Raw genomic sequence first — 12,809 nt, 5'->3', positions numbered from 1 at the left:
TTTTTATGGCAACATTCAATTTAACGATTTAAATAGGGTTGAATTACTTGATTTTTGTCATTTTCAGAGATTAACCAATAACTAAGACGAAATTCCCAAGGGTGACTAGGGCGCCCGGGTAAAAGGGTAGTATTAAAACCATTTTGCTCTAATCCTTTGGCAAAAGACATCAGGGTAATAATTTCTCTATTGCTTAAGTCGGTGTCAACGTTGTTTTCTACTACTTTTAAAATTTGGGGTAGCCTAAAAATCACCATGGGAGATTGTAATTTGTTTTTGATTGCTTGTAGTATGATTTGTTGTCTTTTTACCCTACCAATATCTCCTAGATTATCTCCCCTATATCTTACAAATTGTTCCGCTTGATCTCCACTTAATACCTGTTGTCCTTCTTTTAGGTTAATATATAATCCCTGAGTGCGATCAGTATATTCCATGTCCATGGGTACATAAACATCTACCCCTCCCACCGCATCAACCAATTCCCGAAACGATTCTGTGGTGATGCGTACATATTTATCAATGGGAACATTGTTAAGATTATTTTGTAGTACCCTCACGGTCAAATCTACACCCCCAATGGCATTGGCAGAATTTACTTTATCCCAATTTCCGTTGGGAAATCTAACTCGGCTATCCCTAGGGATAGATAACATTTTCAAACTACTACCATGGGGATCAAGATGGACTAATAACATGGTATCGCTTCTGCCCGAAAATCTTTCCTCAGAATTTGAATCAACACCGGGCTGAATATCAACCCCCATCACCAATATATTAACAGGACGTTCTAGTTTTCTTTGCCATAAAACACTCAAACCCCCTTGTCCAAATCCTTCTAGTTTTTGCCATACTGTTTCCATATCAAAAGGAAGTTGTCCATTTAAAGCCACAGACATTCCCACCATGGCGGATAATCCTGCGGTTAAAACTAAAGTGCTTCCCCAGACAATGCCTTTTATTATGGGAGATTTTTTTTTTCTTCTTCTAGTCACCGATTGACACCTTTTACCCTCTAATTTTCTATATTGAAATTAATGTTTGACTGACTATGATATTTGCTTAACAATAAACAGATTTTTTTCTTTTCATAATCAGGATAATGTTAACATTTTCTCAAATGGTTAATAAATCCTCCTATTGATAAGAATCCTATGCCGATCGCCCCTTATTTGATAAATTTAATAGTATTCGTATTAGGTGCTTGTATTGGTAGTTTTTTAAATGTCGTCATCTATCGCCTCCCTGCCAAAATCTCCCTAATTCATCCCCCCTCCCGTTGTCCCCATTGTTTACACCCCCTCGGAGTGACGGAAAATGTCCCTGTTTTCGGTTGGTTATGGTTACGGGGAAAATGTCGTTGGTGCAAAACTCCCATTTCTTTTCGCTATCCTTTGATTGAAGCCATAACAGGATTATTATTTGTTTTTATTTTCCTACAATTTGATATTTCTTGGCTAACGTTGGGTTATTTTATCTTTGTGAGTTGGTTAATTAGCCTTGCGCTCATCGATTTTGATACTCTGATTTTACCCAATGTTTTGACTCAAACAGGGTTAGTGGTGGGTTTATTTTTCCAGACAGGGTTGGGATTTTTAAATGATGGTGTTGCGGGGGCGAGTCAGTTTTTATTTACCGCCATATTAAGTGCGGTGGTGGGTATCTGGTTATTTGATGCCATTTTAATTATCGGTACTTTTGTTTTTGGAAAACCTGCCATGGGGGGGGGAGATCCTAAATTAGTGGCTATGATTGGGGTATGGTTGGGGTGGCAAAATGTTCTTATCACAGGCTTTCTGGCTTGTTTAGTGGGTACTTTTGTGGGGGTAGGGGCGATCGCCCTTGGAGGGTTAAAAAAGGGTCAACCCATGCCTTTTGGGCCGTTTTTAGTAATGGGTGCCATCATCGCTTTATTCTACGGCGACACATTACTTTCTGCCTACCTTGACTATATGTTTAATTAATTTACTACACCAAGGCTTGTAAAAGAGCTTGAAATTTAAGTTCAATTTCCGTCAATTCTTGCTCTGGTTTTGAACCTGCCACGATTCCAGCCCCTGCATACAACCTAGCATAATTTCCCTGAATTAAAGCCGAGCGAATACCCACAATAAATTCACAATTGCCGTTAGTGTCTAACCAACCAATGGGGGCGGCATATAAAGAGCGATCAAAATTTTCATAATTAGCAATTTCTGCACAGGCTACATCCATGGGAATACCGGCTACGGCGGGGGTAGGATGTAAGTTAGCGACAATTTCTAGGGGGTTTCTCTCTTCTATGATTTCCGCATAAATGGGTGTCCAAAGGTGTTGAATATTGGATAGTTTTAATAGTTGCAATGATGCTCTTTTGGGGCTTAAGCCCATGATAGAGAGTTTCTCAAAAATGTAGTCACTCACAAATTGATGTTCTCTTTTTTCTTTTTCACTATTGAGTAAATTTTCCCCCAAGATACTATCATCATAATCGCTTTTACCCCTGGGTGCTGAACCGGCAAGGGCATCGGTGACTAATTGTTTATCCTGTATGGATAGTAATCTTTCTGGACTTGCCCCAAGGAAGTATTCTTCTTTTTCGTTACCAACACAGAAGATATAACAATCGGGATGATTCTCTCGAAGATTGGTTAGGGATTTGGTGATGTTAAAGTTGTCTTCTAGTTTTATTTCTAGGGCATGGGCGACCACAATTTTTGTTAGTTTGTTAGAGGCGATCGCCTTTAGACTATGATTAACTTTATCAGTAAAATAATGATAGTCTGATTTTTCTAAGGTATAGCTAGAGGGGGTTGATTGAGAATGATAAAAACGATGATAATAGTGTAATATATTCTGACTAAAATCTTGCTTTAAATATTGTTTAATTAAATTTAGTTCAGGGGCATTTTTTTGATATGAAGTATTAACAATTACCAAGTAACTATTAGCTTTTTTTACTAACTGTACATAGGGAATAAATATTTTAGCTTGGGGAAAGGCTTGATAGGTATCTGAGGGATTTTCAAGAAAGTTAAAGGATGAGAAAAAATAGGGAATCTTCTGACTATCTAAGTTATCCTCAAAAAGAATATTATGCTTATTTTCTTCAATAAAATTCTGACATTGTTCAAAGCGATTATAACCTCCATTTACCACTTCTTGCCCATTTTTTACCTCCAAACTTTTAATAGCCCCAATAGCAACTACCGCTTCTTGTTTTCTTTGATTTTCACAGTAAAAAGAAACCTGATTTTCAGGCTTTAACATAGCAAAAAAAACCAGTAAATCAATGGGGCTTATTTCCTGAGATATAGAGACAATTTGCTGATCATTATCCTTCACAGGAGGGGATAAAAAAATTAATTCCTTTAGTTTTTGAGAGTAATCGGTTAAAAAATGGTTATCGGGAATGACCGGCATAACACTTAAAATTATAAATATTTATATTAAATTGTTAACCTCGGAGGATAACTGATGGTATCTATAGAAATGTTAACTAAAATCTGGTTTTAATCGTATGCTCTACTTTGGCAGAGATTAATAACTATCACAAAACCAATCTTTAATTATTGTCTATTTTACCGAATATCACTGACCATGACGATTACTAATCCTATCACCAGACCTAAGCCCGACACAAAACAGAAGCTATGGTTAGCCGCTATTAAGCCTCCTATGTACACTGTAGCGGTAATTCCCATCAGTTTTGGCACTGCTTTGGCTTACTATGCCACGGGGACTTTTAATCTCTCCATTTATATCACTTTTTTGTTAAGTGCGATCGCCATTATTGGGTGGTTAAATCTTACTAACGATGTATTTGATGCGGATACGGGCATCGACATTAATAAACATCATTCCGTTGTTAATCTCACAGGTAATAAAACCCTAGTCTTTTGGATTGCCAATATTATTTTAATCCTCGGTTTGGGGGGCATTTTTTTAATTAACTGGTGGCAGCAAGATTGGACAGTATTATGGCTAATTTTAGTAAGTTGTTTCTTGGGCTATACTTACCAAGGGCCTCCCTTTCGTCTTGGTTATCAAGGGTTAGGGGAAATCATCTGTTTCTTTACTTTTGGTCCCATGGCGATCGCATCTGCCTATTATAGTCAAAATCAATCATTTTCGGCTAATTCCTTGATTGTTTCTAGTATTATCGGCATCTCAACCTCAGTTATTCTTTTTTGCTCCCATTTTCATCAAGTAGAAGATGACTTAAAAGCAGGTAAAAAATCCCCCATCGTGCGTCTCGGTACAAAAACAGGGGCAAATGTGCTGATGATTTCCGTCGCCCTCGTTTATCTTCTGAGTACAATTTTTGTCCTTACAGGGCAACTACCCCAACAATGCTTATTCCTATGGCTTAGTTTTCCCGTTGCCTATCAACTAATTAACCATGTCAATCAATATCACGCCCAACCAGAAAAAATAAAAAATAGCAAATTTATTGCCGTCAACTTCCATTTTCTCAGTGGTTTACTATTGTGTTTAGGATTATTTTTTTCGTAAGATAAAGAAAGAATCAAATCATTTATAGCATTTTTAGAATTATTAAGTACATTTATTTTTCCATATTTATCGAATTTAGGTGAGATTTAAAAGAACTATTTTGTATTTTATAAAGATAATAACTGCTATCAAATAATGGATCCGTAAAAAATATACTACGAAAAATAACCATGGGCCTAAGCCCATTGCCAAAACTATAGTTTATAAATCAAACTTAGTATAAAAAATAACTCATAAAAACAATATTTCCCTGAAAATGGCATCATTTAAAGACTTAATTGGCTACTACGATAAATATAAAACAACGGTATTTTTGAGTATTGGATTATCAGGGTTATTCGAGATAATTGATTTAGCAATCCCCTATTTAATTGGTCAAATATTAAATGTTTTATCAGGAAATGAAGTAGATATTTTTTTAGAAAATATTATTACCCCCATTGCCACATTTTTTAGTTTAACCAACGAACCCCAAACCATTAATTTAATCGTCTTGTGTGGTTTTATTTTTATTATCGCCGTAGTTAGGGCGCCCATTCAGCCTTGGATTGGCTCTTGGTATCATTGGGAAATCACTTTAAAATCGAGGAGAGACTATTCCCAAAAAGTCATCGAAAAAATCCTTACCTTACCCATCGGGTTTTATGATGAAAATAACCCCGGTAGGGTAGCCGGGAGAATAGCGAGGGGAATTTCTAACCACACTTGGACATATCCAGAAATTGCGGGGCAGTTTATTCCTAAATTAATTCGGGTATTGGGAATATTTGTAGTTATTGCCCTCATTGAAAAATGGTTGGCAGTGGGTTTTATTATCTCTTTTTCTTTGATTTTAATCCTCACTTTTTTCCATCTCAAAAAACTGATTATTCAAGAGCAAAAATTAGACGCTCATCAGGAAAATACTGAAAGTAGAACATCAGAAATCATTACTAACATTAAAACTGTTAAGGCTTTTGCTACCGAATCAAGGGAATTGGCAAGGCAAAATAAACGCTTTAACCGTGAATATAAAGTAGTTATCAATCGAATCCATCTAGGTTACGTAAAATTAGCCACATGGAATCGCACCGTGGTGCAACTATCTTTATTTCTTGTGTTTTTGGGGGTGTTAATTCCTACCTTTCGGGGGCAAATGTCCTTGGGGCATTTTATCACTACCTACACCCTCGCCAGTATGGCATATGCCGAGTTAGAGCCTTTGAGTAATTTGGCGGAGGTTTTTGCCCGTCGTTATGCCTCTATGATTCGTTTCCATGAGTTTATGAATTTACCTGCGGGGCAGGATGCTTCTAGTTTAATCCCCGAATATTTACCAGAAAATCCCTATCAGTTTACGGGCAAATTGGAGTTTAAAAATATTTCTTTTGGCTATCATGCTGATGGCTTGGTATTAAATGATATTAATTTTAAGGTTGAACCTTATCAAACGGTGGCATTGGTAGGACGTTCAGGGTCTGGTAAATCTACGCTGGTTAAGCTCTTATTTCGCTATTTTGACCCTTTGGAAGGGAAAATCGTTTTAGATGGTCAAAATATTAAAACCCTTGATATTAGCCGTTATCGTCGCCGTTTAGCCATTGTCCATCAGGAGGTGGATATGTTTAATGGTAGTATTGTGGATAATTTGACCTATGGTAATCCCAATGTTAGTTTAGCAGAGCTTAGACAAGCCTGTGCGATCGCCCGTGTGGATGATTTTATTGAAAAATTACCTGATAAATATAATACTATTGTGGGGGAAAGGGGAGTAAGACTATCGGGAGGACAAAGACAAAGGTTAGGGATTGCAAGGGCGTTAATTGTAAACCCTGATATATTGGTGTTTGATGAAGCTACATCCAGCCTTGACTATGAATCGGAAAGGGAAATTCAACTGGCGATGAAATCTATTTTTGGTACTCGCACCACCATTATAATAGCCCACCGTCTTAGTACCGTGAGGGAAGCCGATAAAATTATTGTCCTTGATAACGGCAAAATTGCAGAGGTGGGTAATCATGAAGAATTACTTAGTCAAGGGGGTATCTATCATCGTTTACATTCTCTCCAAGAAAGCGGAGATTTGTATTAGTTGCCATGGCTTTTCCCATAACCCTTAAATAAGGTTCTAAGTAGCCTGTGTTACAGTATCTTGATAATTGGTTAGGTTATCCTTAACATATTAAAATTTCAAGACATTGGGAAAAGGGAAAGTGATTTACATATCGATAGTTGAAGGAAATCCCCATTTGCGATCGCTCCTAGGATGGCACTTACAACAAGCAGGTTATATCACCCATCAATATAGCACTATTCAACAGGCAAGAAACAACCTAGCCCACAATCCACCTACCCTGATGATTATCGATTCAGACTTACCCGATGGTGATGGGGTAGAATTTTGCCGTTGGTTATCCCAATCAAAACAAACTTTAATTTTAATTTTATCCGCTAAAATAGGGGAAAAAGATGTGGTCAGTGGGTTAAAAGCAGGGGCTGACGATTACATCAAAAAACCTTTTGGAATGCAAGAGTTTTTAGCAAGGGTAGAATCTTTATTGCGTCGTTTTCGGGTGAATAATGCCCCTTTAATTCTGGATTTTGGCGATTTAAAAATAGATTTAGTACAAAGAAGGGTAGAGTTTAGGGGAGAATTTATCGATCTAACCCCCCAAGAATTTAGTTTATTATATGTACTAACCCAAGCCCAAGGAACTGCCCTTAGTAGAACAGAATTACTACGTCGTGCTTGGCCAGAGGCCATCGAAAATCAGCGCACCATCGACACCCATGTATTATCTTTGCGCAAAAAAATAGAAATTGACCCTCGGCAACCGAATTTAATTCAAACGGTGCGGAATGTGGGTTATAGATTTAACCTTGAGTTGTTACAGCAACAAAGCACTTCTCCACCTAGCCAAGTTTATCAGCACCCAAAACACTATCATAGTAACAATAATCATCTTTCCCCATCAGCTATGAATCAAGAAAAAATCATGGCAAGATAGAAGGAATAATTAAGGTTTTATCACAAAATGATGTCATAAAGGGCAATTGATAATACTGAGTATTAACTTTCTAGGTTAAGGTTAAATACTTTTCCGTTCATCAATACTCTGGTGATACCCTTTGATTTTAAACAGGATGCTGTTTTTTCTATTATTTTGGTGTCAGGTACTTTGATTACTTTACCACGGCGATCGCAAAATCTCTTAGCTACCCGATGATTTTCAAAAATAGGCAGGGTTTTTTGGTTGGTTTCCTCTTGGGGAATATTTCCTAATTCCGCAAAATCCTTGAGGGGGCGTGTCATTAATTCAGCGGTGCGATCGATGGCTAAATAACAGTTACGATTAAATTTAGCTTCCGAAAGGGGTAGTACGATTAATTCTTTAACGTCTAGGGATACTTCTTGCTCTTCGTCATCCTCAAATTCGTCGTCATCGTCGTCAAACTCATCCTCATCATCGTCATCATCAACGATTTCCTCCCCAAACATCTCTTTGACGGTGTTAAAAGATTCTATGCTTTTTTGATTATCATCTTCCTCTTCTTCATCCTCAATGTTTGTTGTTTCTGGGGGGGTAGTTTCAATAACTTTTTTAGTTTTTAAGATGGGTTTTGCTACCTTCTCTTTGGCAGTGTCTTCATCCAAGGGTGGGGAAGTTTCTTGATTTTCTTCAATATCATCTGATTCTTCTTCCGCAATACTTTCTACTGGGGGGGGAGATACTTCTTGATTTTCTGTAATATCTTCTGATACTTCCTGATTTTGAGCAATATCCGCCGATTTTTCTTCAGTAACAGGGGATGGGGCTTTTTTCTGGGTGGGCTTTGCCGATGGCTCAGATTTAGATTCAGTCTTTTTCTTTTTGGAGTTGCTACGGGCAAGGCGTTTTTGTTGAATTAGGGAGTCATATTCTTCGGTGGAAAGACTCATTTTTAGGAAACGGCTGACAGTGGAATTACTCACCCCATAGCGGTCTGCGAGGGTGGATGATGTTGCATCTGTGCTACGATATAAATCTAATATCTCTGTGCGATCGCCTTCAGATAATTTTCTGGGACTCATAATGCCAACCCTAGGTATTTTTTAAAACTTACTCTAATTCACTGCCTTTAATAATTTGACCTATCAATGGCTAGTTTGTCAAGAATAGCTGATTTTTACTGTTAATAGTGGTTAAATTGAGATAACTTTTTCATCAATGACTTAGATAATTTAATTATTTTAACTATGAATATAATTACATTTCTTAGGTCATAATTAGTTGTCTCCCTTTGGGGAGAGAAAGTATATTCAAAAATAAGTATTTCCTTATGTCTATCTTACAAACCACAAAAGCGATTTTAGTGTTAGCGGACGGCACATCCTACACGGGCTATTCTTTCGGTGCGAAGGGAACAACTTTTGGTGAAGTTGTGTTTAATACGGGGATGACGGGCTATCAAGAGGTATTGACAGATCCTAGTTATTCTGGGCAAATCGTTAGTTTTACCTATCCTGAGTTGGGTAACACGGGAGTTAACCCCGAAGATGAAGAATCCTACAAACCCCACGTTAAAGGGGCGATCGCCCGTAACGTCAGTAAACGCCCTAGCAACTGGCGCTCAACGGAGTCTCTACAGGACTATTTAACCCGTCATAAGGTAATTGGTATCTACGGCATTGACACCCGTGATTTAACTCGCCGTTTGCGTTCCTCTGGGGCGATGAATGGGGCTATCTCTACGGAAATACTAGATCCCGAAGAACTACTCATCGAACTGCAAAGCGTACCTTCCATGGCAGGGCTAAACCTAGTAAAAGAAATCACTACCAAAGAAGCCTATGAATGGAGCGAAGGCACCGATAAAGAGTGGGAATTTAGCCACCGTACTAATTTAACTGACGGGGAAACCTTCACCGTTGTGGCAGTAGATTTTGGGGTAAAACGCAACATCTTACGCCGTCTAGCTAGTTATGGTTGTAAGGTAATCGTAGTTCCTGCTAGTACCAGTCCGGAGGATATTTTAAAGTATAATCCCGATGGAATCTTCTTGTCCAATGGTCCGGGAGATCCTGCTGCCGTTGCCGAAGGTATTGCCACCGCCAAGGCTCTGTTAGAAGCTGAAAAACCCACTTTTGGGATCTGTATGGGTCATCAAATTTTGGGGCTTTCCTTGGGAGCGCAGACTTTTAAATTAAAATTTGGTCATCGTGGCTTAAATCAACCCGCAGGGTTAAGTCAAAAGGTAGAAATCACCAGTCAAAATCACGGCTTTGCCGTCACGGAAGAATCTTTGGGGGCTGATATAGAAATTACCCATCTAAATTTAAACGATCGCACCGTAGCGGGTTTAAAACATAAAACCTTACCTTTCTTCTCGGTACAATACCACCCTGAAGCAAGTCCTGGCCCCCATGACGCTGATTATCTCTTTGAGCAATTTGTGAAGTTAATGCGAGACCATAAGAAATAATCTTGGAACCGTTCCCCCCTTTGAAAATCAAAAGGGGGCAGAAAGAGGATTTATTCTTTTTACCCCTGAAAAAATCAAACTAGGGATTGACTAGGATTTAGGGGGGGCTACTCTTTCCTTGAATAATTTACCAGCAGAAAAAGCAGGTACTTTGGTAGCTGGAATATTCATTTTTTCGCCAGTTTTAGGGTTACGACCTTCACGCGCTTTTCTGTCACGGCTTTCAAAGGAACCGAAACCGACAAGGGTTACTTTTTCTCCGCTCGAAACCGCTTCCATAATTGCTTCTACCGTGGCACTGATTACGGAATCAGCTTGTTTTTTGGTAACGGAGGCCTTTTCTGCTACTGCATCAACTAATTCGCCTTTGTTCATAGAATATACTCCTATTTTATTTTATTTGTACTTTTAACACCTAACCATGATCATCAGATTCTAATACTTAATTAGCTGAAATAACCATCGAATAAGTGTTTGACTGTTTTTAACACTAGATCTGATATTACCTGATTAATTGCTGAAATGTTTAAAAAATATTGTTTTTCTCGTTTTTTTTACATTTTTACGGTTTTTTGTAAAGAAAAGTAAAGATATTGAGCGGTTTTAGCCCATAAACAGCTGAAAATCTCAGAATACAACACTGGTTATGAGGGGGGATAGTTCACGCTATACTCAAAAGGGTAGCGTTAGGAGTAAACCACTGGATAAGATTGTAATTATTGGTGCAGGGGTAATCGGCAGTGCGATCGCCTTTGAACTTAGCCAAAATCCTCGATTTGACATTACCTTAGTAGATGAAAAAACCCCCGCCAGTGGCTCATCAGGCTCGGCATTAGGGCTATTGATGGGGGTAATGAGTCAGAAGGTAAAAGGAAGGGCATGGCGACTGAGGGAAAACAGCTTAATCAGATATAAAACCCTCTTACCCGAACTAGAGCAGTTAACGGGGTTAGAAATTCCCCATAACCACCATGGCATCGTCAAACTATTATTGGCAGGGGATGACCTTGAAAAATGGCATAAACTAGCGGAAAAAAGAGCCGAACAAGGTTACACTCTCAAAGTGTGGAATCCTTCGCAATTAAAGTCCTTTTGCCCCGAAGTATCAGAAAAAGAAGTGATTGGGGCGGTTTCTTCCCCCGACGATTTACAAATTAATCCGATTCCTCTAGTGGAGTCCTTAATAATCGGAGCCACCAAAAAGGGCGTAAAATGTATTTTTGGGCAAAAAGTTGATAAATTTCATATTAACAACCCTAATGGAAGCGATAAAAGGATCTGTGAATCTGTGGAGGTGGGGGGTGTATCCCTTTTTTCTGATTTTATACTGGTGTGTAGCGGTTTAGGTTCTATGGCTCTAACCCAAGAATTGGGACATCAGATTAAGATTAAGCCTGTGTTAGGTCAAGCCATGGTAATGGAATATGATAAATGGCAAAGTGTTCCAGATTTTAACCCAGTGATTACGGGGGATGATGTACACATTGTGCCTTTAAAGGATAATCGCTTTTGGGTGGGGGCTACCCTCGAATTTGCCGATGACCATGGGCAGGTGATGGAGGATGAGCAGTTACTTACTAATTTACATCAAAGGGCGATCGCATTTTGTCCTTCCCTCAAATCAGCTTCTATGGTTTCCCAATGGTCTGGAAAACGTCCTCGCCCCGAAGGGCGTCCAGCCCCCATCATTGAATGGTTAGAGGGTTATAATAATGTTATTTTAGCTACCGCCCATTACCGCAACGGAATTTTACTCGCCCCTGCCACCGCCATGGAAGTAAGGGAATTAATCGAGAATGGATAATTATTTGGACATTTCCAGCATTCTTTGGATAGGTTTTAAAGCCTTACCTCTGGTGGGTTCGGGGATAATGATTTCAGGGGTTTTATTCTTGAGGGCTAAATATACCTTTTCGAGGGTATTGAGCCTCATGTAAGGGCATTCATTACAGTTACAATTAGTGGTAGAAGGGGCTGGAATAAACACCTTGTGGGGAGTTTGCTTTTGCATCTGGTGAATGATACCGGGTTCGGTGGCGATGATGAATTTATCGCATTCACTACCCTGAGAATATTTTAGAAGGGCGGTAGTTGAGCCGATGTAGTCAGCATGATTTAAAACAGGGGTTTCACATTCTGGGTGGGCTAAAATTTCAGCATCAGGATTTTGTACCTTCAGTTCAACAATTCTTTTTTCGGAGAAAGTTTCATGGACGATGCAACTACCATCCCACAATACCAAATCTCGTCCTGTTTGTTGGCTGACATAACGACCTAAATTTTTGTCGGGGGCAAAGATAATTTTTTGCTCTGGGGGAATTTGATTGACAATGGAAACGGCATTAGAACTGGTGCAGATAATATCACTGAGGGCTTTTATTTCTGCGGTACAATTGATGTAGGATATGACGATGTGATCAGGGTGTTGGGCTTTAAATTTGGCAAAGCTATCGGGGGGGCAACTGTCGGCAAGGGAGCATCCTGCTTCTAAGTCGGGTAATAATACTAATTTATGGGGATTTAAGATTTTGGCGGTTTCTGCCATGAAGTGTACCCCTGCAAAAAGAATTACATCCGCAGAAGTGTTGGCTGCCTGTTGAGATAAACCGAGGGAGTCGCCGATATAATCCGCAATGTCTTGGATGTCTCCTTCTTGGTAGTAATGGGCTAGGATTACAGCGTTTAATTCTTTCTTTAAAAGTGCGATCGCACTGAACAAATCATCGGGAATATTATTTTCAATCTTACGGGGAGAAGTAGCAGTGAACATATTCAACAACCGTCGGGGATTTAGTAAAAGTTAATACCCATCATATCGTGAATTATCCCCATTCCGTAACACCTGTTTCGAGATTAACCGAAGCAAATAG

11 protein-coding genes are annotated in these 12,809 nt (G+C 39.0%); 6 read left to right on the top strand and 5 right to left on the bottom strand.

What is annotated here, in order from left to right:
- Window positions 1–20: 20 nt before the first annotated feature.
- On the bottom strand, window positions 21–995 hold the full coding sequence (locus ACXITR_RS09320; RefSeq protein WP_457996954.1) for an LCP family protein: 975 nt from the start codon (window positions 993–995) through the stop codon (window positions 21–23).
- Between the two features lie 159 nt (window positions 996–1,154).
- On the opposite strand from ACXITR_RS09320, the gene ACXITR_RS09315 reads away from it, so the two are divergent.
- Window positions 1,155–1,964 carry a prepilin peptidase gene (locus tag ACXITR_RS09315; protein ID WP_457996953.1) on the top strand — a complete coding sequence of 270 codons (810 nt, stop codon included), beginning with the start codon at window positions 1,155–1,157 and terminating at the stop codon, window positions 1,962–1,964.
- Window positions 1,965–1,968: 4 nt separating this feature from the next.
- Here the strand turns inward: ACXITR_RS09315 and ACXITR_RS09310 are convergent, their stop codons facing one another.
- The gene (locus ACXITR_RS09310; protein ID WP_457996952.1) at window positions 1,969–3,402 is read right to left on the bottom strand and encodes an isochorismate synthase; all 1,434 of its coding nucleotides are present in this window, start codon (window positions 3,400–3,402) and stop codon (window positions 1,969–1,971) included.
- Window positions 3,403–3,579: 177 nt separating this feature from the next.
- On the opposite strand from ACXITR_RS09310, the gene menA reads away from it, so the two are divergent.
- The 3 genes from menA to ACXITR_RS09295 all read left to right on the top strand — a co-directional run bounded on the left by menA (window position 3,580) and on the right by ACXITR_RS09295 (window position 7,484).
- On the top strand, window positions 3,580–4,494 hold the full coding sequence (gene menA / locus ACXITR_RS09305; RefSeq protein WP_457996951.1) for a 2-carboxy-1,4-naphthoquinone phytyltransferase: 915 nt from the start codon (window positions 3,580–3,582) through the stop codon (window positions 4,492–4,494).
- A gap of 256 nt (window positions 4,495–4,750) precedes the next feature.
- Complete coding sequence (locus ACXITR_RS09300) at window positions 4,751–6,568, top strand: ABC transporter ATP-binding protein (RefSeq protein ID WP_457996950.1); 1,818 nt, start codon at window positions 4,751–4,753, stop codon at window positions 6,566–6,568.
- 121 nt (window positions 6,569–6,689) lie between these two features.
- Entirely contained in the window at window positions 6,690–7,484 is a 795-nt protein-coding gene (locus ACXITR_RS09295; protein WP_457996949.1) for a response regulator transcription factor, read from the top strand.
- A gap of 62 nt (window positions 7,485–7,546) precedes the next feature.
- Here the strand turns inward: ACXITR_RS09295 and ACXITR_RS09290 are convergent, their stop codons facing one another.
- The gene (locus ACXITR_RS09290) at window positions 7,547–8,548 is read right to left on the bottom strand and encodes a transposase (protein WP_457996948.1); all 1,002 of its coding nucleotides are present in this window, start codon (window positions 8,546–8,548) and stop codon (window positions 7,547–7,549) included.
- 248 nt (window positions 8,549–8,796) lie between these two features.
- On the opposite strand from ACXITR_RS09290, the gene carA reads away from it, so the two are divergent.
- Window positions 8,797–9,939 carry a glutamine-hydrolyzing carbamoyl-phosphate synthase small subunit gene (gene carA, locus ACXITR_RS09285; protein WP_457996947.1) on the top strand — a complete coding sequence of 381 codons (1,143 nt, stop codon included), beginning with the start codon at window positions 8,797–8,799 and terminating at the stop codon, window positions 9,937–9,939.
- 90 nt (window positions 9,940–10,029) lie between these two features.
- Here the strand turns inward: carA and ACXITR_RS09280 are convergent, their stop codons facing one another.
- The gene (locus ACXITR_RS09280) at window positions 10,030–10,314 is read right to left on the bottom strand and encodes an HU family DNA-binding protein (RefSeq protein ID WP_069791918.1); all 285 of its coding nucleotides are present in this window, start codon (window positions 10,312–10,314) and stop codon (window positions 10,030–10,032) included.
- A gap of 325 nt (window positions 10,315–10,639) precedes the next feature.
- On the opposite strand from ACXITR_RS09280, the gene ACXITR_RS09275 reads away from it, so the two are divergent.
- The gene (locus ACXITR_RS09275; RefSeq protein ID WP_457997013.1) at window positions 10,640–11,743 is read left to right on the top strand and encodes an NAD(P)/FAD-dependent oxidoreductase; all 1,104 of its coding nucleotides are present in this window, start codon (window positions 10,640–10,642) and stop codon (window positions 11,741–11,743) included.
- On the opposite strand, the gene nadA is transcribed toward ACXITR_RS09275, so the two are convergent.
- Window positions 11,744–12,709, bottom strand: a complete 966-nt coding sequence (gene nadA, locus ACXITR_RS09270; protein WP_457996946.1) for a quinolinate synthase NadA — start codon at window positions 12,707–12,709, stop codon at window positions 11,744–11,746. It abuts the gene before it with no gap.
- Between the last annotated feature and the right edge of the window lie 100 nt (window positions 12,710–12,809).

The sequence above is a fragment of the Cyanobacterium sp. genome (assembly GCF_054166785.1).
The sequence above is the reverse complement of the archived record's forward strand: the minus strand, read 5'-3'. Positions and strand labels throughout refer to the sequence as shown.